The organism is Anaerococcus tetradius (assembly GCF_947087635.1).
GTDB lineage: Bacteria > Bacillota > Clostridia > Tissierellales > Peptoniphilaceae > Anaerococcus > Anaerococcus tetradius.
Window position 1 is genome coordinate 25,440 of the sequence record NZ_CAMUDP010000013.1, and the last position, 26,001, is coordinate 51,440.

Here is a 26,001-nt window from a genome sequence, read left to right on the forward strand (position 1 = left end):
CTTTTTTTATGGTAAAATTTAATTATGAGAAAAATTGGAATTATAGGTGGAGGTCCTTCGGGGATTTTTGCAGCGATTAATGTAAAAAATGAAAATAATGAAGTCTATCTCTTTGATAAAAACGACAAAATTGGTGAAAAATTACGAATAACAGGAAATGGTAGATGTAATATAACTAATACCGCCTATTATGACCAGTTTTTGGATAAGATTTTAAGAAACAAAAATTTTATGTACTCTTCTTTTTCTAAATTTGATAATTATTCGATGATTGATTTTCTAAAAAGCCAACATGTTGATATTAAAATAGAAGAAAATGGGAAAGTTTTTCCTAAATCAGATGATTCAAGAGAAATTATTGATATGTTTGATAGGCTAATTAAGAAAAAAAATATCAAATTTATTGGCAAATCACAAATAATTAAAGTAGATAAATTGGAGAATGGGCACTTTATAATAAAGTCGGATAAGGATAAATATATTTTTGATGATTTAATTATTGCTACGGGAGGTTTGACCTATCCTAAGACTGGTTCAACAGGTGATGGATATAAATTCGCCAAGAATTTTGGTCATAAGCTAATTGAGCCCAAAGCTTCCCTAAGTCCTCTATATATAAAAGACAAACTTCCTATTAAGGCTTTAAATATTTCTAATGTAGCTATCCATGCTAAAGGAGAAAATAAGTCTTATTTTGAATATGGTGACATCCTAATTAGCAATAGCTTAATTACAGGTCCTGCTGCTATGAGCTATAAGGCAAGGATATGCAGGGATAAGCTTACAAAAGTGTGGATTGATTTCTTGGCAGATTATAGTAAAGAGAGCTTAGATAAAGTAATTGTTGACCTAATAAACGAAAGTCCAAAGAAAAATCTTACAAACAGCTTAAAGAGTTTAATTAATGAAAGTTTGCTAGAGATAATACTTGAGAAATCTAAGATAAATAAAGACATAAAATCCTATGAACTTAACAAAGCTATGAGGCATGATATAATAACTATGATAAAAGAATTTAAGCTTAACTTAGATACAAGGGAAAATTTCAATAATGCTGTTATTACAAGTGGTGGAATAGACGTTAAAGAAATTAATCCACAAAGCATGGAATCAAAGTTAGTAAAAAATTTATATTTTGTAGGTGAAGTTTTAGATATCGATGCCCTAACTGGAGGATATAACTTACAAATTGCTTTTAGCACCGCTTATGCGGCAAGTCTTGCGATAAAGGAGAAAATATGACATATATAATTGCAATAGATGGCCCTAGTGGGTCTGGCAAATCTACTATAGCAGAAGAGCTATCAAAAAAACTAAAAATTGATTATCTAAATACTGGATCAATGTACAGGGCGGTTACTAAATATTTTTTGGATAATGATATTAAAGAAAATGATAAGGCTGCTATCATAGAAAAGCTAAAGGATATTCATTTAGACCTAATTGATGGAAAAGTTTATTTGAATAAAGAAGATGTTAGCAGGGAAATAAGGTCTGACTTGGTTACAAAAAATGTATCATGGGTTTCAGCTAATAAAGATGTAAGAGAAAAGCTTCTTACTATCCAAAGACAATTAGCTAAGTCTAAATCCTTTATCTTAGATGGCAGAGATATAGCTACGGTTGTCTTTCCAAATGCTAAATACAAAATCTTCTTGACAGCATCTCCTAGGGTTAGGGCTAGGAGAAGGTATGAGCAGCAAGAATCAGAACTAAGTATTGATGAGATAGAAAAATCAATAATAGCAAGGGATGAATATGACTCAACAAGAGAAATTGCTCCATTAAAGAAGGCTAAGGATGCTATTCTTATAGATAATTCAAATATGAGCATAAGTCAAACTCTTGATGCTATAATCAGTATAATGGATGAAGAAGATGTTTTATAAAATCATTTTAATCATTATAAAAATATTACTTATGCCACTTTTTAGAATCAAAATTTCTGGACTTGAGAATTTAGAAAATAATAAAAAAATCATTATTTGTGCTAACCATAAGTCCTTGCTTGATCCTATATTTTTGGCTATAAGCCTACCCATGAAAATCAACTTCATGGCAAAGAAGGAATTATTTGAAAATCCAGTATTTGCATTTATATTAAAATCCTTATACGCCTTTCCTGTTGATAGGAACGGTCTAGATCTTAAAGCTTTAAGATATGCTGTATCTTTAGTAGATGATGGGAAAGTCTTGGGGATATTTCCTGAAGGAACCAGGGTTAAGGAAGTAAAAAGAGAAAATGTAAAAGACGGAGTAGCCTTCGTAGCTTTAAAAGCTAAGGCTGACATACTTCCTATCGAAATAATTTCATCCTATAAGTTATTTAGGAGAACAGATATTATAATAAAAAAAGCTGTCAGCGTAGATAAGTTTCTTTCACTAAAAAATAAAGAAGCTATGAAAAAAATGACTGACGAAGTTTTTGATAATATATATGAAAATCATACAATAATAGAAAGAGAGAGTAAATGGAAATAATAATAGCAGAATTTTCCGGATTTTGTGGAGGAGTAAGAAGGTCGGTAGACCTTGCTAATGAGGCATTAAAAATTAAAGGAGATAAGTTTTCCATAGGACCTTTGATACATAATCCACAACTAGTAAGTGAATTTGAAGCAAGTGGCCTAAAAGTTCTAGATAAAGATGAAGCTTCAAACATTAATGACTCTACTGTATTAATTAGAGCACATGGAGAAAGTGCAGATTTCAAAAAGTTACTAGCTGAAAATGGTAATAAAATCCTAGATGCGACTTGTCCAGTATTAATGAATATATACAAAAAAATCATGGCCAAAGAAGCAGAAGGTTATCAGGTTGTAATAGTTGGAGATAAAAAACATCCTGAAATAATTGCTATGGAATCTTTTTTAAATAATGGTATAATAGTTTCAGATGAGACTGAAGCAAAAAATATAAAAGTTGATAATAAGCTTTATGTGGTAAGTCAAACAACCAATAGGCTTGATTATTTTTATGATATTGCTAACAAGTTAAAAGAAAACAATGATAGTGTAGTAATAGAAAACACAATATGCAAGGCGACTGAAAATAGGCAGAAAGCTGCCAAATCCTTGGCAGAGGAAGTTGATTGTATGATTGTAGTTGGTGGTTTTAATAGTTCTAATACAAATAAACTATACCAAGTAGCTAGTTTGTATTGTAAAAATGTTTTTAGGATTGAAACTGTTAAAGATCTACCTTTGCAAAAGCTCTCTAAATTTAAAAAAGTTGGTATAATCGCAGGTGCCTCTACACCTGATAAGATTATCGAGGAGGTAGTAAGTAGTATGGATGAATTCACAAAAGAAGAATTTATGAACAGTCTAGAGGATAGTTTAAAGAAGATTTACCCTAAGGAAATCGTAAAAGGTACAGTTATTGATGTTAAGGATGATGAAGTATTCGTTGACATTCAATTCCGTGCTGATGGAATTATCAAACTAGACGAAATGACAGAGGAAGAAGCAAAAGATCCAAAAAACAGTTTTAATGTTGGAGACGAAATAGACGTATACGTTATCAAATTAGATGACGGTGAAGGCAATGTTGCTTTATCTACAAGAAGAGTAGAAGGAATGAAAGTTTGGCAAGAACTAGCTCAAAAAGCTGAAAATGACGAACTAGTACATGGAGAAGTTGTTAGCTTCAACAAGGGTGGTCTAACAGTTAATGTAAATGGAGTTAACGGTTTTGTTCCAGCTAGCCAAGTCGCAACATACTTTGTCAAAAACTTTAAGAAATTTGTCGGTGAACAATGGGATTTAAAAATTATCAGCATCGAAGAAAGAAAAAATAGATTAGTTCTTTCTAGAAAAGACGTAGTTGAAGAAGAATTAGACAATCTTTGGGATGAGCTTGAAGAAGGTCAAGTTGTTAAAGGTAAGGTAGCAAGACTTACTGACTTTGGTGCTTTTGTAGAAGTAAATGGTCTTGATGGTCTTCTACACGTATCTGATATAGCTTGGAGCAGAGTAGAACACCCATCTGACGTTTTAAGCGTTGGAGATGAGATTGAAGTAAAAATTCTAAAACTCAACCAAGAAAAGAATAGAATCTCTCTAGGACGTAAACAACTTCTAGAAAAACCATTCGAAGCATTTGCAAATCATCACGAAGTTGGAGATGTTGTAACTGGTAAAGTTGTTAATCTATTAGACTTTGGTGCTTTCGTAGAAGTTGCTGATGGTGTAGAAGGTTTAGTGCACGTATCAGAAATTTCTTGGGAACATGTTGAAAAACCATCTGATGAATTAAATGTTGGTGATGAAATCGAAGTTAAGATTATAAGCATTGACAAAGAAGAAGAAAAAGTTGGTTTAAGCATTAAGGCTCTTAAAGAAGCTCCAGAAAGACCTGAAAGAAAAGCAAAGAGACCTGCTAGAAACAACAATGACAGACCAAGAAGAAAACCTGAAAGAGAAAGTTCTGTAAGTTTCGGCGATGATGATTTAAATAATAACCTTGGTAATCTCTTAGAGTTAGCTCTATCTGAACAAGGAAATGAAGGTCTAATAGGAAGCGAAGAAGAATAAATATATTTCTTATAATAATAAGAGGGGATGATTAATTCATCTCCTTTTTTGCTGATAGGAGTAACATGAATTTAAAAGATAAATACAAAGACTATTTTGAGGGAAAAACATACAATATAACAACCTTTGGTTGTCAGATGAACGAACATGACTCAGAAAGAATTTCCTATATTTTGGAGAGTTTAGGCTATAAAAAAATACAAGATCGTAATAAGGCAGACTTTATTTTATTTAACACATGCCTTGTAAGAGAAAATGCTGAACTTAAACTATATGGACAAGTTTCTTCCCTAAAAAAACTTAAAAAAGAAAATCCAGACAAGATAATAGCAGTTTCTGGTTGCATGATGCAAACGTCAACAGCTAGACAAGTTATTATAGATAAACATAAGGAAGTAGATATAATTTTTGGTACCAAAAATATTAATTCCTTAGCTGATTTGATATTTAGATACTTAGAAACAAATGAAAGGGTAATCGATATATCGACTGATAATGTCAAAGATGATTTTGTCTACTATAATACACCAAATGATTTCCAAGCTTATGTAAACATAATGACAGGTTGCGATAACTTCTGCTCTTATTGTATAGTGCCAGAATCAAGAGGTAGGGAAGAATCAAGAAGGCCTTCATCCATCCTTGATGAAGTTGAGAATTTAGTATCCCGTGGCTACAAAGAGGTAACTCTCTTAGGACAAAATGTAAATTCTTATGGAAATAGGGCGGATTTCGATATGACTTTTCCAGCACTACTTGAAAAAATCAGTCATATAGAAGGACTAAAGAGATTAAGATTTACCACGAGCCACCCTAAAGATTTATCTGATGAGTTAATCGATGTTATTAAGAATAATGATAACATCTGTAATTACTTCCACCTTCCTTTACAATCTGGTTCAAGTAAAGTCTTAAAGGATATGAATAGAAAATACGACCAAGAAAAGTACCTGGAAAGAGCTTTGAAATTGAGAGAAGAAATTCCTTCAATCGCAATTTCCACAGATATTATAGTTGGTTATCCAACAGAAACTGAAGAAGATTTTCAAGAAACATTAAAGGTATGTGAAAAAGTTAAGTATGATTCAGCCTATACCTTTAAATTTTCACCAAGACCAAAAACAAGAGCGGCTGAACTTAAAACAATAGACGATGCTATAGTTCAAGATAGATTTGATAGGCTTCTAGATACAATATATCCTATCTTTAATAAAAAGAATGAGGAATATATTGGAAGAACAGTTGAGGTTCTACTGGAATCTGAAAGTAAAAATAATCCACAAATCCTTACTGGAAGAACTGATACTTTTAAGCTGGTCCATGTTAAGGCGGATAAAAAATTAATTGGACAATTTGTGAAGGTGAAAATAACGGATAATACGTCATTTACAATATCTGGAGATCTCATTTGATAAACATTATCAATTAATATGGAAATATTGTATTTTGGAAAGACTTTTATTAATAATCTTTCCAAAATCCTATATATCATTAATTCATAGAGGTTATTTTTCACCCTTTTATTATACAAAAACAAGTGATAGAATGAATTAGTATCAATAGAAAGAGGTTGTTATGAGAGATGTAGCAGTAAAAGCGAAAGCAAAATTGGGTAAGTTACCCGGTGATGATCTCTATAATGAATTGATTCATGAGAGCGATTTGGATAGAAAGATAGGACTACTAAAAACGCATTATAGCTTTTTAGAAGATACTAATAGCAAAAAGGATGTTGAATTTAAGCTATTTAAAAATTTCTATCAAGAACTAAAAAGTTTAGATTTTTTTCTGGAAGGTATTGAAAGTGAGTTCTTTAAAGAATATTTCGCCATTTACGAAATATATCTTATCCAAGAAGTAATTCAGTGCATTATGAACAATACCTTGGAGAAAAATATATTAAACTTGCGAGAAAATCCATTTTCTAAAGATTTGAATATTGAAATTGACATGTCTTTAGAGGAATTTATAGATGGACTAAAAGATAGTAAATATTACAGAACTCTTCTGCCATTTATAAATGAGAATATGGATAGGGAATCCTTGATATTTTTATCCAGTAACGCTTTAATGAAATTTTATTTTAGAGACCTTCTGAAATTAGCAAAAAAGTTTAAAGCAAAGGAAAGAGTGCTGATTGAAGACTTTATAGGTGAATTGATTAATTTATCAAACTTTGAAATGCTTTATAGGCTAAAGAAATTCTTCGAATTAAATGATAGCGAAATATTTAATTATTTAATAGAAGGAGGCAAGGGCTATAATGCTAAAAGACTAAAGGAATTGTCAAATCTGCCTATAGATGAATTCTTAGACTACCTTAATGAAAGCAAATACAAAGATATATTTGATAATGCTTGGTATTCTCATATCAGAGTTAACAGGAAAAAGATGAAACTTTTCAAAGATGAAATAGTCAAAGAAAGGTCTACTGTTTTATATGTGATTTCTGCTATGAGCATCATAGATACCAATATAGATAATATGATTAGTATGCTAGAGGTTGATGAGAGCTTTACTCTTTCTGAAAGATATGAACTAGTGATTGTGAGGTAAGTATGGCAGTAGAAAAGATGCACCTTGTCAATATAACATCCAAATTGGAAAATTTAGATGATTTTCTAGAAGATGTAATCGACTTAGGTGATATTGAACCAGTTGATGCCTTTAATCAAGTAGCATCAAGAGCCTTCTCAATCAGGGCTAGTAAAGAAAATGTTGAGTTGACAGAGGATATATCTACTATATCTAGTTTTGAAAAGCCAAACAAAGCTATTATTGAAAAGTTGAATTTGATAAAAGACTTGTTTAGCATAAGTTCTACTGATAGAAAAAAAAGTAAACATATTTCAGATGAAGATATTGATAGAATATATAACAGCTTGAAGTCCTTGATTGATAAGAAAAATGAATTATTAGAAGAAAAACAAAACCTAGAAGAATACAAGAGAAACCTTGAAACTCTAGATAAGTTTGGTATCGATATAAGAAAGATTAAAAACCTAAATTATTTCGATCACAGATTTGGAGAAGTAAGCAAGGATGGTCGATATATTCTTAAAAATAACTATGATAACCTACCTTCATTGATACTACATTTGGACAATAATTTGGATAATGTTTCTTTGACTTATTTGGATGAACTTATTAACCTAGATAAGGAAACAAGTAAGTTGAGATCTGATACTGACAGAGTGATTTCTGATGAAAAAGAAAATACTTTCAATGTTATTAGTGAACTTGATAAAAAATATCAGGCTATGACAAAAGAAAAATCAGATGAGATATATTCAAACATTATGCGTGAAGCAGAAGTTATTAAAGAAGAAATCAAGTCAAATTCCAAAGAAATAAAAGGCAAGCTTGATGACATTTATGAAAATCAAAGCAAGGAAATAGTTGATGAAATTACTTCATCAATAATAGAAGGAAGGGATAAATAATTGACAGATAAAAAGAAAAACAAAAACATTGACAGCAAAGAGAATTATTTGTTAGTTTATCCTAAACAAGTTTCAGAAGATATAAAAAGAGCTGTCAATACGATGGGATTTATAGATAAACAAACCCCAGATGATGATGACTTATCAAACATCGATAAAAAATTAGAAGAAACTAACAAAGAAATAAAAGAATTAGAAGATGAGATAGAAGCTTTAAAGAATAATAATGAAGATCTCATCGAAGCCATTCCTTATACAATAGACTATAACGAAAAGAGCTCTAGCATTAAGGAAAAGATGGCAAAGGGCGAAAAGTACTTCTACCTTAGTGGCTGGGTTCCTGAATCAAAGGTTAATGATTTCAAGAGACTGGAAGATAAATATGAAAAAACTAAGGTAAAAATAAACGATAGGAGCTGTTCCCAGCAACCGCCGACAAAATTAAGAAATAATATTTTATTTCGTCCATTTGAATTTTTGGTTAATATGTACGGCTCACCTAATTATGATGAAATAGATCCAACACCATTTTTTGCGATTACTTATTTATTGCTATATGGAATGATGTTTGGAGACCTTGGTCAAGGCATTGTATTTATTTTGTTAAGCTTTTATGTTGATAGAATAAATAAGACCTTTGGCGGCCTTATAAGAAGGATTGGTATTAGTGCTTCGTTTTTTGGACTAATGTATGGTTCATTTTTCGGCATAGAAAAATTGATACCAACTTTATTGATTAAGCCATTTGATAATATAATGACTGTATTAATAGCATCAGTAGCTTTTGGTGTGTTATTGATGGTCGTTTCCTATATTATAGGAATCTACAATAAGGTAAAAAAACAGGATAATATCGAAGAGGGAATATTTGGTAAAGAAGGACTTGCTGGTCTTATTATGATGATTTCTTTTATCCTTATCATTTTAAATATAGTTAAAGTAAATCCTCTACCAATAATATTTGCTATAATATTGTTAGTAGGCTCAATTGTAATGATTATATTTAAACAGCCTCTAGCAAGAAGAATCGAAGGTGATTATCCATTATATGATAGTTCCAAAGGAGATTACTACGTTGAAAGCTCCTTTTCTATAGTTGAGGCTTTGCTATCAGTATTTTCTAATCTTGTTTCATTTACAAGAGTTGGAGCCTTTGCTATAAACCACGTTGGTTTGTATATGGCTTTTGAAGTAATGGCAAAGCTTGCTGGCGGAGGCATCATTGGGATTATAATTTTAATTTTAGGTAATGTTTTAATCATAGGACTTGAAGGAATGATAGTATTCATCCAAGGACTAAGACTAGAATTTTACGAAATGTTTAGTAAATATTATGAAGGAAATGGTCGCAAATTTAGACCAATTAAAGAATTTTAAGGAGTTAATATGATTTTAAGAATTGCAATTTTAGCATTGGCAGTTGTTGTCATGACAATTTATTCAGGTTTGTATTTGTTAAAAACTAATGAAGATAGTTCTAAGGAAAAAATAAGAAAGGCCCTAAAGCTAAACTTATTTACTTTTGTGCCAATCATGGTAATGATGATTGTCCTACTTTTACCATCAAGCTCAAGGGCAGCAGAAGCTGGTGCAAATGCTGCAGCAGCAAGTGATGGACTTAAATACATTGGTGCAGCTCTATCAACAGGACTAGCAACTATAGGTACAGGTTATGCAGTAGGTACTGTAGGTTCAGCAGCCCTAGGAGCTATTTCAGAAGATCAATCAATCCTTGGTAGAACTATAATCTTCGTAGGTCTTGCAGAAGGTATCGCAATCTTCGGTGTTATTATCTCAATCCTAATCCTATACGCATAAAATGAAGGCAAAATTAATAAGTAATGATTCAAGTCTTAACTTAATGTTTAGGCTTGGAGCTATAGAAACAGAACAGGTAGAAAATATCGAAGATTGTCTTAAAACCTTTAAGAAATCTGTTGAAGATGATAATCTAGCTGTTCTTATCTTGAGTAAAAATATATATAGTCACATATCAGATTATGTTGATGATTATAGAGCAAATGCAAGTAAGCCTTTAATCGTAGTTATTGATGGTTGATTGGGGGAGATATGCTAGATTTACAAGCTAAAATTTCATCCTTTAGAAAGATGGTTTGGGATGAAGAAAAAGAAAAAAGTGAGATTGAATTATATAATTCAACAGAAGAAAATTCTAAGCTTATAGAAAATAAGAAGTCTGAACTTGAGGAAAATCTAAAAGAGAGCTTGAGGGAAAGAAAAATTTTTGCTGAGACAAGAAAAAATGAAAATGTTTCAAAAAAAGAATATGAAGCAAAAAATAATCTTTACTTATATAAACAATCACTCCTTGAGGATTTGATAAAAAAGATTAAAGCTAATCTTATTACCTACACAAATAGTAAGGAATATAAGGCTAAGCTTAATCAAGATATCAAGCAATCATTGAAAGACTTAAATTTATCAGATGATGATATAATCGTAGGTGTTTTAGAAAAAGATTTATCTTTAATTGATTTTCCTAACAAAGAAATTATTGATGATGATTTCATAGGTGGATATTATATTTCAAACCTTGATCGTGATTTTAGATATAATTTCACTTACCTTAATAAATTGAAAGATAGAAAGTATGAAGTTGGTAAGAAACTAAATCAACTTCTTGAAAGTGAGAGTTTTAATGAATCCAAAAATTAAAACAATAAATGGTCCAGTAGTAATAGCTAATAACGCCAGAGATCTTACAGTAAGAGAGATGGTATCTGTTGGTGAATTAAAGCTTATAGGTGAAGTTATTTCCCTTGAAGGTCAAGAAGCCACCATACAGGTTTATGAAGATACATCTGGACTTAAAGTTAATGAAGATGTCATCCCAACAGGAAGGCCACTTTCAGTAAGGCTAGGCCCGGGTATGCTTGGTAATATGTTTGATGGTATCCAAAGGCCTCTTAAAAACATTATGGATAAGAATGGAGCCTTCATACCTTCAGGTATAGGATTCGAAAACCTAGATACCGAAAAACTTTGGGATGTAAAAATTGTTGTAAAGAAAGGCGATAAGATAAAAAGGGGTGACATATATGCCACTATCAAAGAAACAGAAACTATTGAGCATAGGCTAATGGCATCTGTTGATGGTGAAGTTATAGATGCACTCCCAGATTCAACTTATCGTCTAGAAGATACTATTGTTAAAATACAAACTGAAAAAAAAGTAGTTGAAGAAAAACTTTATCAATATTGGCCAGTTAGAAATCCTAGACCAGTTATGGCGAATCTACCTATAGAGAAATTATTTGAAACTGGTCAAAGGGTTCTTGATGTATTTTTCCCTTTGGCTAAGGGTGGAACTGTTGCTATTCCTGGAGGATTTGGTACAGGAAAAACTATGCTCCAACACCAACTTGCCCAATATTCTGATGTTGATATTATTATATATATAGGTTGTGGCGAACGTGGTAACGAGATGACTCAAGTTCTTGAGGAATTTCCAGATCTTATAGACCCAAATACTGGTAAGGGACTTATGGAAAGAACAATTCTTATAGCCAACACTTCAAACATGCCAGTTGCAGCCAGGGAAGCTTCTATCTATACTGGAATTACCATGGCTGAATATTTTAGAGATATGGGTTATGACGTTGCTTTAATGGCAGATTCTTCTTCAAGATGGGCGGAAGCCTTGCGTGAAATTTCTGGAAGACTTGAAGAAATTCCTGCAGAAGAAGGATATCCAGCATACTTAGGTTCAAGACTTTCACAATTTTATGAGAGAGCAGGCTATTTTAGAAACTTGAATGGATCTTATGGTTCAGTTACCCTTATCGGAGCGGTTTCTCCATCAGGCGGCGATTTTTCTGAGCCAGTAACTGAAAATACAAGACGTTGTGTAAATGTATTTTTAGGGCTAGATAGAAAACTTGCCTACTCAAGGCATTATCCTGCTATTAACTGGCTTACATCCTATTCTAACTATATAGAAAAGATTAGGTCTTACTATGAAGAAAGACTGGGCAGGGATATCATTGGTGTAAGAAATGAGCTTATGAATGTCCTCCTAGAAGAAGATGAAGTTAGATCTATCATGATGCTAGTAGGAGAGGACGCCCTATCTAATAGTCAAAAAAATATTCTAGATGTATCTGGACTAATTAGAAATGGCTTCTTGCAACAAAATGCCTACAATGATATAGACAAGTATGTACCTCTAGAAAAGCAAGTTAAGATGCTAGATATTATATATAATTATTATATAAAGAGCAAGGAAGCCCTAAAAAGTGGATTAAGTCATAAGGCTATATATGATGCTAATTTAATTAACGAAATTACTCAGATGAAATACAATATCAAAAATGACGAATTAGACAAGTTTATTGAACTAAATTCTAAAATAAATGGTCATTTTGTAAGTATTAAGGAAGGATGATAGATGAGAAAAGAATATACTAAGATTAGAAAAATTGAATCATCTATGATAGAAATAGAGAAAGTTACAGATGTTGCCTACAAGGCTGTAGTCTCTGTTCATGCTTTGGGCATGGATTTTGTTGGTCAAGTAGTTAAGATAGATGATGAAACTGTAACAATCGAAGTTTTTGGTAATACTGAAGAATTTTCTTTAGACGATATTGTAGTAAGCTTTCACGAAAAGCCACTGGAGATTCCATTAAATGAATCTATCTTAGGTAGAAGTTTTAATGGTATAGGTAATCCTATTGATAACGGCGGAGATATTTATTCTGATCATTGTTACTCAGTTGAAGGTCTCCCACTAAATCCAGTTGCTCGTGAATATCCTAGAGATTTCATACAAACTGGTATTTCTTCAATTGATGTGTTGACTACCTTAATCCGTGGTCAAAAGTTACCTGTTTTTTCTGGATCAGGGCTTTCACACAATGAATTAGCAGCCCAAATAGTAAGACAAGCAAAGCTAAAGACAGACGAGGACTTCTGCTTTGTTTTTGCTGCTATGGGTATCAAAAAAGATGAAGCCATGTTTTTTGAAGATGCTTTTAACAAAGCAGGTGTTAGAGATAAGGTAGTAATGTATCAAAACCTTGCCGATTCTCCAATAATGGAAAGATTGATTGCACCAAAATGTGCGTTGACCGCTGCTGAGTATCTAGCTTATGAGAAAAACTACCATGTTCTTGTAATTATAACAGATATGACTTCATATTCTGAAGCCTTGCGTGAAGTTTCATCTATAAGAGGAGAAGTTCCTTCTAGGAAGGGTTATCCAGGTTATCTATACTCTGATCTTGCTAGCCTTTATGAAAGGGCAGGAATGATTGAAGGTGTTAAGGGATCTGTTACTCTAATTCCTATCTTAACAATGCCTAATGATGATATAACCCATCCAGTTGCAGACCTTACTGGATACATAACTGAAGGTCAAATTGTAATTGATAGGGCTTTATCAAATAAGGGTATTTATCCACCAATTAATGTTCTACCATCCCTATCAAGACTTATGAAGGATGGTATAGGAGAAGGATATACTAGGGCTGATCATGAAGATTTGATGAACCAAATTTATGAATCTTATTCTAAGGTTCAAGAGGTTAGAAATATAGCTCAAATAGTAGGAGAGGACGACTTATCTGATGTAGACAAGAAGTATTTGCAATTTGGGGAAGAATTTGAGAGAAAATTCCTCGCTCAAAACAAAGATGAAAATAGAAAACTTGATGAATCTCTAGATCTAGGCTGGAATATCCTCAAAATCCTACCTATGAATGAGCTTCACAGGGTTTCTAAAGCTAACTTAGATAAGTTTATAGGTAACTAGAATGCAAACAAATATTGCGGCTACAAAGGCGAATTTAATCAAGGCTAAGGATGAATTAAAGCTCCTAGAGGGCGGTTATGATATCCTCGATAAAAAAAGAAAAGCCTTGATTCAAGCCTATGATTCTAAGATAAAAGAACGTGATTTATTAAATGAAAAGGTTAATGAAACTATAAAAAGCGTTAGCCATAATTTTAAAAAGGTACTAGTAAGTATTGGTGAATCTGATATGGATTCAATTTCTAAAACTGTACCCATAGATGATAGTATAAGTTTGGAAATCACCAAATTTATGCAAACTGAGATTTCAGAAATTGATTTTGATGAAGTTAAACTAAACCTCTCATATTCCTTTTATGAAACTAATGCTGGATTTGATGAAGCAATTCTTTCTTTCAATGAACTTAGGTCAAAAATATTTAAACTTGCAGAACTTGACACTACTATAAATTCTTTAGATAGGGAGATAAAAAAGACTAGCAAAAAAGTTAACAGTCTTGAAAAAGTTCAAATACCTAAATATGAAGACATGGTTAAAACTATCTCTCAAAATATTGAAGAAAAGGAAAGAGAAGAATTTTCAAAAACAAAAATCGTCAAAGAAAATAAAATTAGAAAAGAAAAACTCAAAAATAGCACCGAATCTTAACGGTGCTATTTTTTCTAAGCATGGATTTCTTGAGCTTCTTTCATATATTCATAAATTTTTACGGCTATAGCCATCTCGATTCTCTTCTTAAATAACTTACATGAATAGTCATAAACATTATTTATATCACCAGTTGCATTATAAGAATTTGCTGCACAGCCACCAGAGCAATACATATTAGCCCAACAAGCCCTACATTCTTCTTTAGAATAGCAGTTGCATGTTTTAAACTCATTTACCAAGTCCTTATTTACAATCCCATCTTTGAGGTTACCTATTACGAAGTCTGGGTTACCTACAAATTGGTGGCAAGGATAAAGTTCACCTGTTGGAGTTACAGCCATATATTCAGTCCCTGAACCACAACCTGATATTCTTTTATGAACACAAGGACCATTTTCAAGATCTATCATATAATGGTAAAAAATGAACTCTTCATTTTTATCGATTTTTTCCATTAACATATCAGCTAATTTTTCATATTCAGAATAAATTTTCTCTAAATGCTCATCCTTTAAGGCATAAGCCTCGTCTTGTTTTCCAACTACTGGTTCAAGAGATGTTCTAGTGAAACCTAAGTCAATGTAGTTTTGTAAGTCCTTGGTGAAATCTAGATTATTAGCAGTAAAAGTACCTCTCATATAGTATTCCTTGTCCCCACGTTTTTTGATAAAATTTTGGAATTTAGGAACAACTGCATCATATGATCCCTTACCGTTTAGTGTTTTCCTGAATTGATCGTGCTTTTCTTTTCTTCCATCAAGAGAAAGAACCACATTTTTCATATTTTCATTCAGATAGTCAATAACCTCGTCATCTAGAAGTAGACCGTTAGTTGTTAGGGTAAAGTTAAAATGTTTCTTGTATTCTTCTTCCTTGCTTTTTGCATAAGCTACTGTATCTTTAACCACATCAAAGTTCAAGAGTGGTTCTCCACCAAAGAAATCTATATCCAAATTGTAGTGGCTGCCAGAGTTTTCTAGGAGAAAATCTATAGCAGACCTTGCGATTTCCTTACTCATAATCGCATCAGGGCCAGAATATTTACCACCCTTAGCAAAACAATACTCACATGAAAGATTGCAAGTATGGGCAACATTAAGGCACAAGGCCTTGATAGTAGTTGGCTTTTTAGTAATATCAATTGATAAGCCTTCATAAATATCATCGGTAAAAAGTAATGCTTCATCTGCTAAATCTTTTACTTCATTATAGGCTTCTTCGAATTGATCACTATCAAGCTTATATTTTTCCTTTATAGATTTTTCAATCTCATTTTTTTCCTTATTTTCATAATCCTTGATGATGTCATAAGTTACATCATCAACGGCGTGGACTGAGCCACTATATATATCTAAAACAATATTAAAGCCTTTTGCTTTGTATTGGTGTATCATTATTACTCCTTTATTACTACTATAGTATTTTACTAGCTTTTGAGAATCTTTTAACTTAATTAATACAAATAAAAAACTTATCTAAGTAGGATTTACTTAGATAAGTCATTATAAATTATTTATTTTTTTTGCTAACACATTCTTGATTAGCTACACCACAACTTGTTTTGCAAGCAGATTGGCAAGATGTTTGACATTCGCCACAGCCGCCATGTTTTTTACTTTTGTGGAGATTTCTAGTATTTAAAGTTACAATTCTTTTCATATGTATTCTCCTTTTCTTTACTTAATAATAACAGTTTTTCCCCTACTTGTCAATTATACAATGAATAAAATCTTCTTTGATATTTACATTAATATTATTTTTAAGAAAATAATAGATATTTGAAAGGACTTTTTCGTCAATTATTTCGCCAGGAACTATTATAGGAATACCAGGGGGATAGGCATAAATAAAATCAGCCGAAAGCCTCCCTAGGGAGTCTTTTAATTTAACCCTTTCTCTTTTATAATTAAGAGCCTCATAAATTTCATACTTTTTATTGGCTTCATTAAAGAAGAACTCTAATTTTTCTTCTTGTTTTGATAACTTCTTATCTATTTTAAGAAGGGCCAAAGCCAGTCTATCAAAAGCTTCTTTACTGTCAAAAATTGTCGCAATCAGCAGGGCATAGTCAGGATATGACATTTCTATTTCAATTTTCTCTTTTCTTAGAAGTTTTTGCAATTCTTCTCCAGAAATATTAGTATTTTTAGTCGAAATAAGGATTTTACTCTTATCTTTATGCTTATCGTCTATTAAATATAAATTTTCTAATTTAAGCTCATACAACTTATCCAGCATTTTTGTTAGCTTAGCATTGAGTCCATAAAAGCTAGAAAACTTATCTAGCATTTCATCTATAGATTGGAGAATTAGATAAGAAGGGGAAGAGGTCTGAAAAATAGCCATATTTCTTTTAATCTCATCATATAATTCTAAGTCATTAATTAAAACAGCTGCTCCTGGAGTTAGGGCTGATAAGTTTTTGTGAAAGGAAGTTATGGCCACATCAAAGGTATTTTTGTAAGTTCCATCTAAAAGTAGATGACTACCATGAGCCATATCGACTAGAAGCTTTACATTTAATTTTTTACAAAGCTTGTAAATTCTTTCCAAGTCTAATCTATAGCCTTCATAGGAAGGACTAGTTATGACAAGGGCTGCATAGTCTTTAAGGGAAAGCTTGTAAATTAAATCATCATAATCTATATCCTTTATTGCGAGATTACTATTAGTTTTAATATTTACATAAGAAGTCCTAAGTTCATTGAGCTCGCAAGCATTAAAAACTGACTTGTGAGATGATCTTTGGATAAGAATGTTTTTATTTTTCCTTGTCAAAGCCCTTATAGCAGATAGAATTCCTGATGTCGAACCATTTGTTGAAATAATAGATTTTCTAACCTTATAGAGTTCAGCGATTTTATCTTGCATCTCTACAAATATACTTTTTGGGTCATTTAGATTGTCAAAGTTTTCTATCTCTGTTAAATCCCTTTTGTAAGCCAGATCACTTCTTAGTAGGTCAGACCTTTTTGAGCCTGGCATGTGAAAGGGATAATAATTTTCATTCAAATATAAGTCTAATTTATCAATTAACATAATTACCTCTTCTATATCTTACTAGTTAATTGATATATTTATATGATAATTAGCAAAAAAAGGTATATAATGATAAAAGGAGAAGAATATGAGAGAGAGTTTTAAGAGATTTTTGAAATCAATTATAATATTTTTAATGTTCGTGGTCTTGTTTAGTGCTATAATTCTCGTGATAAATTTCTTTAGGAAAGATTCTACTACAAATTTAGCCGGAAATGACGACGAATTTCTATTTTTGTTGGCTGGGGTAGATAGTACAGGCGAAGAAACTGGGACTAGGTCTGATACCCTAATGCTCATTAAGGCTAATACTGATAAAAAGACCTTAGATCTAATTTCTATACCTAGAGATACTATGGTAGATATAAACGGTTCAACAGAAAAAATCAACGCTGCCCATTCATATGGCGGAATCGATCTAACCATGCAAACCGTAAGAGACTTTATGGGAATTAATCTAACCTACTATGTGGTAATACCATTTGAAGCAGTAGTCGAAGGAATAGATGCCATAGGTGGTATAGATATAGATGTTGATAGTCAAGTAGCCGAAGCTATGGACATAAGCCCAGGTCTACATCATTTTAAGGGTCAAGAAGCCCTAAATTATGTGCGTTTTAGAAAGGGTTATGCAAATGCTGATTTGGGAAGAATATCTACCCAACAAAATTTTATAATGCAATTTGTAGAAGAGATGACAAAAGCTAAAAATTTACCAAAATTACCTATAGCCTTTCTTGCCATGCAAGATAAAATAAAAACTAACATTAATACTGCAAAGCTAACTAAATTAGCTATGGCTTTTAGGGGAATGGATAAGTCAAATATAAACCAAGTAAGGCTAGATGGTCATGAAGTCGACTATGATGGTATTAGCTATTTTGAAGTTTATGATGAATCAATCAACGAAATTAGAAGTTCCTATTTAAAAAATTATGCCTATTAGGGTATACTTATAAAGACGATAATGTAAGTGGAGGATAAAATGGATTTAAAATCAAAAATCAGAGTTATTGAGGACTACCCAACAGAGGGAATTTCTTTTAAGGATATCACTACCTTATTAAAGGATAGGCTTGCTTTTAGGCAAACCATTAACGAGCTAGAAGAAAAACTATCTGGATATGAATTTGACTACATAGCAGGTATAGAATCAAGAGGACTAATTTTTGGAGCACCACTAGCTGACAGACTAGAAAAAGGCTTTATACCAATCAGAAAACCAGGTAAACTTCCAGGTGAAATCGAAAAAGTTTCTTATGAATTAGAATACGGCTCTAGTGAACTTGAAATGCACAAGGATGCCCTTAAAAAGGGTGATAGAGTTGTAATAATTGACGACTTAATAGCCACAGGTGGATCTGCAAAAGCAGCTGCTAAATTAGTTGAAGCTGTTGGAGGAGAAGTTGTTTGCTTTGAGTTTCTAATTGAGTTAACCAGCCTAAAGGGTAGAGAATATCTAAAGGATTATGAGCTTATATCCTTAATAGAATATGATCATTAAAGAGTTTCTTTTAGAGACTCTTTTATAATGCAAATTTATATGAAATAACTTGCATTAGCCAGGGGAGATAGTATAATTTTATTAAGGTCAGAGATGGTCAAAACGATGGAGGTAATTATGAAATTTAGAGATTATTATGAAGTGTTGGGAGTAGATAAGAAAGCAAGTCCCGACCAAATTAAAAAAGCATATAGAAAATTAGCAAAGAAATATCACCCAGACCTTCATCCAAACGATAAAGAAGCAGAAAAAAAGTTTACAGAAATTAATGAAGCCTACGAGGTTTTATCAGATACAGAAAAACGTAAAAAATACGATATGTTTGGACAAAATGCCAACTTCCAAGGAGGTCAAAACTTTGATCCAAGGGATTTTGGATTTGATTTTAATAACTTTGGTGGAAATTCTTATACTTACTCTACTGGAGGAGCAAGTGGTTTCTCAGATTTCTTTGATACCTTGTTTGGATCATTCCAACAAGGAGGAAGGTCAAGTGGAGGAAGCTATGGTTCAAAGTTTTCAAACTTTGGTCAGACTTTCGGAAAAAAGAAAAAACAAAGCTTGGATGCAAGTGTAGATATATCGATAGATGAAGCAATTAATGGTTGTAGTAGGACTATAAGTGTTAACAATAATGGTTCTATTATAGATATTAATGTAAAAATCCCTAAGGGTATCAAGAGCAACAACAAAATCAGAATAGATGGATCAAGCCATGGTATTAATGCTAATATTATAGTAAAGGTCAATATCCTAGAAGATGACGATTTAAGACTCGAAGGAATTGATTTTATCAAGAAAGTAAGGTTAACTCCTTGGGATGCATATTTTGGTACTAAGAAAAAAATACAAAGTAAATCAAAAGCTTTGATGGTGAATATTCCAGAAAAAGTTAACCCAGGTCAAAAGATCAGATTAAAAGGTAGAGGTTATAAAGATAGAAAAGGTAATGTAGGAGATTTAATCTTAGAAATAATGATTGAAAACCCTAAAAATTTAAGTAAAAAACAAGAAGAATTATATAGACAATTAAAAGAGGAGGCTTAATATGGATATTAACAAATTCACACAAAAATCACAAGAGGCCATAAATGACTCACAAGCTATGGCAATAAAAAACTCAAACCCAGAGGTAAATGAAATACATCTAGCCTACGCCTTGGTTAACAATTCAGATTCAATTGTTAGCCAAATCTTAAAATCAATGAAGGTTGACTATGAAGGATATAGGAATGGATTAACTAAAAAGGTAGATTCTTTGCCAAGTCAATCAGGCAATTCAAACATATATCCAAGTCAACTATTCCAAAAAATCCTACTAAAAGCTGAAGATTATGCTAAGGATATGGGGGATAGCTTTGTATCAACTGAGCATATATTTTTAAGCTTATTAAAGGAGAATACCCAAGTAGATCCTATTAATAAAAAATATGGTATTAGTGCAAGTAACTTTAAGAAGTCTATAGAAAATGTCAGGAAAGGTCAAAAGGTAAACAACGATAACCCTGAAGAAACTACAAATCCTTTGGAAAAATACGGTAGAAACCTTACTCAAGAAGCAAGAGAAGGTAAGATAGATCCAGTTATTGGTAGAGATACCGAAATAAGAAATGCTTTGAGGATTCTTTCAAGACGTAAAAAGAACAACCCAGTTCTCATTGGTCAACCTGGTGTTGGTAAAACAGCCATAGTTGAAGGCTTAGCTCAAAGAATTGTAAATAATGATGTACCAGAACCTATCCAAGGTAGGACTATTTTCTCATTGGATATGGGTTCTCTTGTTGCAGGTGCAAAATATAGGGGTCAATTCGAAGAAAGACTCAAGGCTGTAATAGATGAAGTTCAAAAATCTGATGGCAAGATAATCATGTTTATTGATGAGATTCACAACATTGTTGGAGCTGGCAAGTCTGAAGGAGCAATGGATGCTTCAAATATCATGAAGCCAATGCTAGCTAGGGGCGAAATAAAGGTTATTGGTGCTACAACCCTTAACGAATATAGGCAATATATAGAAAAAGATGGAGCCTTGGAACGTCGTTTCCAAAAGGTTATGGTAGAAGAGCCATCAGTTGAGGATACAATAAGTATCTTGAGGGGAATAAAGGATAAATACGAAATCTTCCACGGAATTAGAATACAAGATAGCGCAGTAATAGCTGCAGCTGAATTATCCGATAGATATATTTCAGATAGGTTCTTGCCAGATAAGGCCATAGACTTGATGGATGAAGCTTGCGCAACAGTAAGAACAGAAATTGATACTATGCCTACCTACCTAGATGAGCAAAAAAGAAAGCTCCTTCAATTGCAAATTGAAATCACCGCCCTCAAGAAAGAAGACGATGAGTATTCAAAAAAGAGATTAGTAGAACTTGAAAAGGAGCTTGCAGATTTATCCGAAAAGTACGATGAAGACTTCATGAGCTGGAAAGAAGAAAAGTCCGCTATAGATGATATCAAGAAAATCAAGGAAGAGATTGATAGGGTCAATGTGGAAATCGAACAAGCTGAGAGAAACTATGACTTCGAAAAACTCTCCGAATTAAAGTATGGAAAGCTTGAAGAGTTAAAGCAAAAACTCGAAAAAGCAAATAAAATGTCTAAAGATGGCAAGGATGGTTCAATAAAAGAAGAAGTAACAGATGAAGATGTTGCTGATGTTGTTAGCAATTGGACCAATATTCCAGTAAGCAAGCTTGTCGAAAGCGAGAGAAGTAAAATTCTAAAATTGCCAGAGAAGCTTCATCAAAGGGTAATCGGTCAACAAGAAGCTATAACAGCAGTTTCTAACGCAATAATTAGGGCTAGATCTGGACTAAAGAGTCATAATAGACCAATAGGTTCATTTATCTTCTTAGGACCAACTGGTGTTGGTAAAACTGAACTAGCCAAAGCTCTAACCGAAGCTATGTTTGATGATGAAAGAAATATGATTAGAATTGATATGAGTGAGTATATGGAAAAATACTCAGTATCAAGATTAATCGGTGCTGCTCCTGGTTATGTAGGCTATGAAGAAGGTGGCCAACTAACTGAAGCTGTTAGACGTAAACCTTATTCAGTTATCCTCTTTGATGAAATTGAAAAAGCCCATCCTGACGTATTTAATATTTTATTACAAGTATTAGATGATGGAAGGCTTACCGATTCTCAAGGTAGAACAGTTGATTTTAAAAATACTATAATTATAATGACAAGTAATATTGGTTCTGAATACTTAATTGACGGTTTAAATGACAATGGAACAATTGATGATGAAAACAAGAAGAAAGTTGATGCTATCCTAAGAAATTCATTTAAACCAGAGTTCTTAAATAGAATTGATGATATAGTAATGTTTACTCCACTTACTAGCGATGAAGTTTATAAGATTATAGACCTTCAAATCAATGATATAAGACTAAGACTAGAAGATAAAGATATAAACCTTGAAATATCCAAGGCTGCTAAGGAATATATTTTGAAAAATGCCTACAATATCGAATATGGTGCCAGACCAGTTAAGAGATTTTTACAAAGTCACGTTGAAACTGAACTAGGTAAATTAATTATTGAAGGAAAAGTTGCTGAAAAAGATACTGCCTTATTAGATTTAGATGAAAATAATCAATTGAAATTTAAAATTAAATAATAAAATATTCCAAAATAAGTCTTCAAATTCTAAGATTTCTCTAAGAATTTGGAGGCTTTTTTATATTTTCATTTATGAATAAACATTTTTAAAAATAAAGAGCCAAGGTCTATTTTTAGAGAAATGCACCATATATAGTATTCATATTTGTTTGCACTACTATATATGGTATAATTACTAGTGATTGGAGGTCTTATGCTAAAGGTAATTAAAAGAGATGGAAGTCTTTCCAACTTTGAAAAAAATAAAATAGTAGTAGCAATTGAAAAAGCTATGAACTCACCAAGTGGTGTCTTTGTTTCAAATCAAGCTTTAGAAATAGCAAACGAAATAGAATCTGAAGCTTTAAATATAGATAAAATTTCAATTTACGATATAGAAGATAAGGTCTACTATAAATTGATAGATAGGAATAATCCAGCAACCGCTAAATCATATGAAAGCTATAAGTCTGTTCAGGCTTATAAGAGAGAGATAAATACCTCAGATGATGATATCCTAGGTCTATTAAATCAAACAAATATTGATGTTATGGATGAAAATTCTAACAAAAATCCTATTATAGCATCTACTCAAAGAGATTTAATCGCAGGTGAAGTGGCTAAAGATATAGCTAAAAGAAAGTTAATTCCCCTAGATCTTGTAGAGGCACACGAATCAGCTGCCATACACATCCACGATTTGGATTATTTTATCCAACCTATCTTTAATTGCTGTCTTGTCGATATGAAAGATATGCTTGATAAGGGAACTGTTGTTAATGATAAAATGATTGAGACCCCAAAATCCTTCCAAGTTGCTTGTAATGTTATGACTCAAATTATTGCACAAATTGCTAGCAACCAATATGGAGGCCAATCAATCAATATTTCATGCCTTAGCCCTTATTTAGAAAAGTCTTATAAGAAAAATTTAGACTTATCTAAAAGTATCCTAGATGATGATAATAAGGCCATAGAAATGGCAAAAGCCTTGACCCAAAGGGACTTGGAAAGTGGCATACAAACTATTCAATATCAGATAAATACCCTTATGACAAGTAATGGTCAATCTCCATTTGTAACACTTTTTATGCATACAGATGAAAAAGACCCATATCTTGATAATACTGTAAAAATTATAGAAGAAATCCTAAAGCAAAGGATTATGGGAATTAAAAATGAGCAAGGCGTATATGTAACTCCAGCTTTCCCTAAGCTTATTTATGTCCTTGATGAAAATAATATCAGAGAAGATAGCAAATACTATAAGCTAACCGAGCTTGCTGCAAAGTGTACAGCCAAGAGAATGTATCCAGATTACATTTCAGCCAAGAAAATGAGGGAAAACTACGAAGGAAATGTATTTTCACCTATGGGATGCAGGGCCTTTCTTCCACCATACAAGGATGAGTTCGGAAATTACAAATTCGATGGAAGATTTAATATGGGTGTTGCAACAATAAACCTTCCTCAAATTGGAATCCTAGCAAATGGGGATGAAGATAAGTTTTTTGAAATTTTAGATAAGAGATTAGACCTAATTAAAAGGGTGGGCCTACTTAGATATGACCATCTTTCTAAGGTAACTAGCGACTCTTCTCCTATACATTTTAGACACGGTGCTATAGCAAGGCTAGGTAGACACCAACCTATAAAGCCCCTTCTTGAAAATGGCTATGCTACAGTAACAATAGGTTATATAGGCATATATGAAGCAAGCATCTTAGTTACAGGTAAGAGTCATACTAGTAAAATCGGCCATGATTTTGCCATTAAAATAATGAAAGTTTTAAATGATAAGAAGGAAGAATGGAGCAAAAAATACGGCATAGCTTTTGCTGTTTATGGAACTCCTGCTGAAAGCTTGACCCACAGATTTGCTTCAATAGATAAAAAACGATTTGGAAGCATAAAGGATGTAACAGACAAGGGCTTCTATACTAATTCTTTCCATGTAGATGTTAGAGAAGAAATTTCTGTTTTCGATAAATTTGATTTTGAATCAGAATTCCAACAACTATCTACTGGTGGTTGCATATCTTATGCTGAAATACCTAATATGAATAATAATATCAAGGCAGTTTTGACCATGATAAAATATATATATGAGCATATCCAATATGCAGAGTTTAATACTAAATCTGATTATTGCGGTGAATGTGGTTTTGATGGAGAAATTCTTTTAGATGAGGATAACAACTGGTATTGCCCTAATTGTGGCAATAAGGATAGAAATACCCTAACAGTTGTAAGGAGAACCTGTGGCTATCTAGGAGAGAATTTCTGGAATGAAGGAAGAACCAAAGAAATCAAGGCTAGGGTAGTTCATATATGAGATATGGTCAAATTAGGAAATACGATATAGCAAATGGTCCTGGTATCAGGACCTCTTTTTTCTTAACAGGATGCGACAGAAACTGTAAAAACTGCTTCAATAGAGAATATATGGACTTCAATTTCGGAAAGATATGGGATGAAGAAGCTTTAAGAGAAGTTCTTTCTTACTTAAAGCTAGATCAGATAGAAGGGCTAACAATCCTTGGTGGAGAACCTCTAGAAAATCCCCTAGGACTCCTTCAAGCCCTTAAAGATATAAGAAAAGAAATAGATAAATCAATTTGGCTTTATAGTGGCTTCAAATACGAGGTTCTTTATAATATAAATATTGCAAGGGAAATTCTTAAACTAGTAGATGTCCTAGTTGATGGTGAGTTTGTTGAAGAGTTGAAAGATTTAAGCCTAGATTTTAGGGGTTCTTCAAATCAGAGGATAATTGATGTTAAAGCTTCATTAAATAAGAATAAAATAATTCTTATGAATGGGTATAAGTAATATTAATAGGAGGAATTATGAATAGAAACAGAAAAATGAAGGGCTTTTCAGCCATAATCACAATTATAGCTATAGCCGTAATACTATTAATAGCTATTGTCCCAACTTATAATAATCTAGCTAGTTCTAGAGAAAATGTAAACAAGGCCTATGCTCAGGTACAAAATGTGGTTCAAAGAAGGGCAGATCTCATCCCAAATCTTGTAAATACTGTAAAAGGCTACACAAAACACGAAGAAGATACTTTAAAAGAAGTTACCAATGCTAGGGCAGGAGTAAACAATGCCAAAAATCCTGAAGAACTTGCAAAAGCAAACGAAGAACTTACAAAAGCTGTAGGAAATATCAACGTAGTTGTTGAAGCCTATCCTGAATTAAAGGCTGATACCCAATTCGTATCACTTATGGATGAGCTAGCAGGTAGTGAAAATAGAATCTCAGTCGAAAGGAAAAATTACAACGAAGCTTGTCAAGAATTTAATAGCAAATTAGTTAGATTTCCTACAAATCTAATAGGCAAGGTCACAGGATTTAAACAAGCAGAATATTTTAAAGCAAGTGAAAGTGCCCAAGAAGCACCAACAGTAGATTTCAATAAATAGGAGAAA

The 26,001-nt window shown here is 32.4% G+C and carries 24 protein-coding genes; 21 read left to right on the forward strand and 3 right to left on the reverse strand.

Annotated elements, in window-relative coordinates:
• The first annotated feature begins 24 nt into the window (after window positions 1–24).
• The 14 genes from P6936_RS05425 to P6936_RS05490 all read left to right on the forward strand — a co-directional run bounded on the left by P6936_RS05425 (window position 25) and on the right by P6936_RS05490 (window position 14,400).
• Window positions 25–1,242: an NAD(P)/FAD-dependent oxidoreductase gene (locus P6936_RS05425; RefSeq protein ID WP_276881051.1), complete on the forward strand. Its 1,218-nt coding sequence runs from the start codon at window positions 25–27 to the stop codon at window positions 1,240–1,242.
• Complete coding sequence (gene cmk / locus P6936_RS05430; RefSeq protein ID WP_276861864.1) at window positions 1,239–1,889, forward strand: (d)CMP kinase; 651 nt, start codon at window positions 1,239–1,241, stop codon at window positions 1,887–1,889. The genes P6936_RS05425 and cmk overlap by 4 nt, the downstream gene beginning before the upstream one ends.
• Window positions 1,879–2,481, forward strand: coding sequence for a lysophospholipid acyltransferase family protein (locus P6936_RS05435; protein ID WP_040349188.1), 603 nt, complete (start codon window positions 1,879–1,881; stop codon window positions 2,479–2,481). The genes cmk and P6936_RS05435 overlap by 11 nt, the downstream gene beginning before the upstream one ends.
• Window positions 2,472–4,535 (forward strand): bifunctional 4-hydroxy-3-methylbut-2-enyl diphosphate reductase/30S ribosomal protein S1, encoded by a 2,064-nt coding sequence (locus P6936_RS05440; protein ID WP_276881052.1) that lies wholly within the window; start codon window positions 2,472–2,474, stop codon window positions 4,533–4,535. Before P6936_RS05435 ends, P6936_RS05440 begins: the two co-directional genes overlap by 10 nt.
• 65 nt (window positions 4,536–4,600) lie before the next feature.
• Complete coding sequence (gene miaB / locus P6936_RS05445) at window positions 4,601–5,947, forward strand: tRNA (N6-isopentenyl adenosine(37)-C2)-methylthiotransferase MiaB (protein WP_276881053.1); 1,347 nt, start codon at window positions 4,601–4,603, stop codon at window positions 5,945–5,947.
• A gap of 163 nt (window positions 5,948–6,110) precedes the next feature.
• Window positions 6,111–7,091, forward strand: coding sequence for a V0D/AC39 family V-type ATPase subunit (locus P6936_RS05450; RefSeq protein WP_276881054.1), 981 nt, complete (start codon window positions 6,111–6,113; stop codon window positions 7,089–7,091).
• A 2-nt stretch (window positions 7,092–7,093) separates the two neighbouring features.
• Window positions 7,094–7,978: a hypothetical protein gene (locus tag P6936_RS05455; RefSeq protein ID WP_276881055.1), complete on the forward strand. Its 885-nt coding sequence runs from the start codon at window positions 7,094–7,096 to the stop codon at window positions 7,976–7,978.
• Entirely contained in the window at window positions 7,979–9,355 is a 1,377-nt protein-coding gene (locus P6936_RS05460) for a V-type ATP synthase subunit I (RefSeq protein WP_276881056.1), read from the forward strand.
• A 9-nt stretch (window positions 9,356–9,364) separates the two neighbouring features.
• A complete protein-coding gene (locus P6936_RS05465; protein WP_004835899.1) occupies window positions 9,365–9,796 on the forward strand; it encodes an ATP synthase subunit C in 432 nt (143 codons plus the stop codon).
• A 1-nt stretch (window position 9,797) separates the two neighbouring features.
• Window positions 9,798–10,037, forward strand: a complete 240-nt coding sequence (locus P6936_RS05470) for a V-type ATP synthase subunit F (protein ID WP_276881057.1) — start codon at window positions 9,798–9,800, stop codon at window positions 10,035–10,037.
• A gap of 11 nt (window positions 10,038–10,048) precedes the next feature.
• The gene (locus P6936_RS05475; protein ID WP_276881058.1) at window positions 10,049–10,654 is read left to right on the forward strand and encodes a V-type ATP synthase subunit E; all 606 of its coding nucleotides are present in this window, start codon (window positions 10,049–10,051) and stop codon (window positions 10,652–10,654) included.
• The gene (locus P6936_RS05480; RefSeq protein ID WP_276881059.1) at window positions 10,638–12,383 is read left to right on the forward strand and encodes a V-type ATP synthase subunit A; all 1,746 of its coding nucleotides are present in this window, start codon (window positions 10,638–10,640) and stop codon (window positions 12,381–12,383) included. Before P6936_RS05475 ends, P6936_RS05480 begins: the two co-directional genes overlap by 17 nt.
• A gap of 3 nt (window positions 12,384–12,386) precedes the next feature.
• On the forward strand, window positions 12,387–13,751 hold the full coding sequence (locus tag P6936_RS05485; protein ID WP_276881060.1) for a V-type ATP synthase subunit B: 1,365 nt from the start codon (window positions 12,387–12,389) through the stop codon (window positions 13,749–13,751).
• Window position 13,752: 1 nt separating this feature from the next.
• Complete coding sequence (locus P6936_RS05490; RefSeq protein ID WP_004835904.1) at window positions 13,753–14,400, forward strand: V-type ATP synthase subunit D; 648 nt, start codon at window positions 13,753–13,755, stop codon at window positions 14,398–14,400.
• Between the two features lie 14 nt (window positions 14,401–14,414).
• Here P6936_RS05490 and scfB read toward each other — a convergent pair whose 3' ends face one another.
• The 3 genes from scfB to P6936_RS05505 form a co-directional block, all read right to left on the reverse strand.
• Window positions 14,415–15,797, reverse strand: coding sequence for a thioether cross-link-forming SCIFF peptide maturase (gene scfB / locus P6936_RS05495; protein ID WP_276881061.1), 1,383 nt, complete (start codon window positions 15,795–15,797; stop codon window positions 14,415–14,417).
• 115 nt (window positions 15,798–15,912) lie between these two features.
• Complete coding sequence (gene scfA, locus P6936_RS05500) at window positions 15,913–16,062, reverse strand: six-cysteine ranthipeptide SCIFF (RefSeq protein ID WP_004835906.1); 150 nt, start codon at window positions 16,060–16,062, stop codon at window positions 15,913–15,915.
• Window positions 16,063–16,104: 42 nt separating this feature from the next.
• Window positions 16,105–17,442: an aminotransferase class I/II-fold pyridoxal phosphate-dependent enzyme gene (locus P6936_RS05505; protein ID WP_276881062.1), complete on the reverse strand. Its 1,338-nt coding sequence runs from the start codon at window positions 17,440–17,442 to the stop codon at window positions 16,105–16,107.
• A gap of 88 nt (window positions 17,443–17,530) precedes the next feature.
• Between P6936_RS05505 and P6936_RS05510 the strand changes: the two genes are divergently transcribed.
• From P6936_RS05510 to P6936_RS05540, 7 genes are all read left to right on the forward strand, one after another.
• Window positions 17,531–18,388 carry an LCP family protein gene (locus P6936_RS05510; RefSeq protein WP_004835908.1) on the forward strand — a complete coding sequence of 286 codons (858 nt, stop codon included), beginning with the start codon at window positions 17,531–17,533 and terminating at the stop codon, window positions 18,386–18,388.
• Window positions 18,389–18,427: 39 nt separating this feature from the next.
• The gene (locus P6936_RS05515; RefSeq protein WP_040349191.1) at window positions 18,428–18,946 is read left to right on the forward strand and encodes an adenine phosphoribosyltransferase; all 519 of its coding nucleotides are present in this window, start codon (window positions 18,428–18,430) and stop codon (window positions 18,944–18,946) included.
• A 117-nt stretch (window positions 18,947–19,063) separates the two neighbouring features.
• The gene (locus P6936_RS05520; protein WP_276881063.1) at window positions 19,064–19,993 is read left to right on the forward strand and encodes a J domain-containing protein; all 930 of its coding nucleotides are present in this window, start codon (window positions 19,064–19,066) and stop codon (window positions 19,991–19,993) included.
• A 1-nt stretch (window position 19,994) separates the two neighbouring features.
• Complete coding sequence (gene clpB / locus P6936_RS05525) at window positions 19,995–22,580, forward strand: ATP-dependent chaperone ClpB (RefSeq protein WP_276881064.1); 2,586 nt, start codon at window positions 19,995–19,997, stop codon at window positions 22,578–22,580.
• Between the two features lie 195 nt (window positions 22,581–22,775).
• On the forward strand, window positions 22,776–24,896 hold the full coding sequence (gene nrdD, locus P6936_RS05530) for an anaerobic ribonucleoside-triphosphate reductase (RefSeq protein WP_276881065.1): 2,121 nt from the start codon (window positions 22,776–22,778) through the stop codon (window positions 24,894–24,896).
• Entirely contained in the window at window positions 24,893–25,393 is a 501-nt protein-coding gene (gene nrdG, locus P6936_RS05535; RefSeq protein WP_276881066.1) for an anaerobic ribonucleoside-triphosphate reductase activating protein, read from the forward strand. Before nrdD ends, nrdG begins: the two co-directional genes overlap by 4 nt.
• A 17-nt stretch (window positions 25,394–25,410) precedes the next feature.
• Window positions 25,411–25,995 (forward strand): LemA family protein, encoded by a 585-nt coding sequence (locus P6936_RS05540; protein ID WP_276881067.1) that lies wholly within the window; start codon window positions 25,411–25,413, stop codon window positions 25,993–25,995.
• The last annotated feature ends 6 nt before the right edge of the window (window positions 25,996–26,001 follow it).

Coding starts and splice junctions, on each gene's coding strand:
- P6936_RS05425 (WP_276881051.1), top strand. CDS start 25: ATGAGAAAAATTGGAATTATAGGTGGAGGTCCTTCGGGGATTTTTGCA.
- cmk (WP_276861864.1), top strand. CDS start 1,239: ATGACATATATAATTGCAATAGATGGCCCTAGTGGGTCTGGCAAATCT.
- P6936_RS05435 (WP_040349188.1), top strand. CDS start 1,879: ATGTTTTATAAAATCATTTTAATCATTATAAAAATATTACTTATGCCA.
- P6936_RS05440 (WP_276881052.1), top strand. CDS start 2,472: ATGGAAATAATAATAGCAGAATTTTCCGGATTTTGTGGAGGAGTAAGA.
- miaB (WP_276881053.1), top strand. CDS start 4,601: ATGAATTTAAAAGATAAATACAAAGACTATTTTGAGGGAAAAACATAC.
- P6936_RS05450 (WP_276881054.1), top strand. CDS start 6,111: ATGAGAGATGTAGCAGTAAAAGCGAAAGCAAAATTGGGTAAGTTACCC.
- P6936_RS05455 (WP_276881055.1), top strand. CDS start 7,094: ATGGCAGTAGAAAAGATGCACCTTGTCAATATAACATCCAAATTGGAA.
- P6936_RS05465 (WP_004835899.1), top strand. CDS start 9,365: ATGATTTTAAGAATTGCAATTTTAGCATTGGCAGTTGTTGTCATGACA.
- P6936_RS05470 (WP_276881057.1), top strand. CDS start 9,798: ATGAAGGCAAAATTAATAAGTAATGATTCAAGTCTTAACTTAATGTTT.
- P6936_RS05475 (WP_276881058.1), top strand. CDS start 10,049: ATGCTAGATTTACAAGCTAAAATTTCATCCTTTAGAAAGATGGTTTGG.
- P6936_RS05480 (WP_276881059.1), top strand. CDS start 10,638: ATGAATCCAAAAATTAAAACAATAAATGGTCCAGTAGTAATAGCTAAT.
- P6936_RS05485 (WP_276881060.1), top strand. CDS start 12,387: ATGAGAAAAGAATATACTAAGATTAGAAAAATTGAATCATCTATGATA.
- P6936_RS05490 (WP_004835904.1), top strand. CDS start 13,753: ATGCAAACAAATATTGCGGCTACAAAGGCGAATTTAATCAAGGCTAAG.
- scfB (WP_276881061.1), bottom strand. CDS start 15,797: ATGATACACCAATACAAAGCAAAAGGCTTTAATATTGTTTTAGATATA.
- scfA (WP_004835906.1), bottom strand. CDS start 16,062: ATGAAAAGAATTGTAACTTTAAATACTAGAAATCTCCACAAAAGTAAA.
- P6936_RS05505 (WP_276881062.1), bottom strand. CDS start 17,442: ATGTTAATTGATAAATTAGACTTATATTTGAATGAAAATTATTATCCC.
- P6936_RS05510 (WP_004835908.1), top strand. CDS start 17,531: ATGAGAGAGAGTTTTAAGAGATTTTTGAAATCAATTATAATATTTTTA.
- P6936_RS05515 (WP_040349191.1), top strand. CDS start 18,428: ATGGATTTAAAATCAAAAATCAGAGTTATTGAGGACTACCCAACAGAG.
- P6936_RS05520 (WP_276881063.1), top strand. CDS start 19,064: ATGAAATTTAGAGATTATTATGAAGTGTTGGGAGTAGATAAGAAAGCA.
- clpB (WP_276881064.1), top strand. CDS start 19,995: ATGGATATTAACAAATTCACACAAAAATCACAAGAGGCCATAAATGAC.
- nrdD (WP_276881065.1), top strand. CDS start 22,776: ATGCTAAAGGTAATTAAAAGAGATGGAAGTCTTTCCAACTTTGAAAAA.
- nrdG (WP_276881066.1), top strand. CDS start 24,893: ATGAGATATGGTCAAATTAGGAAATACGATATAGCAAATGGTCCTGGT.
- P6936_RS05540 (WP_276881067.1), top strand. CDS start 25,411: ATGAATAGAAACAGAAAAATGAAGGGCTTTTCAGCCATAATCACAATT.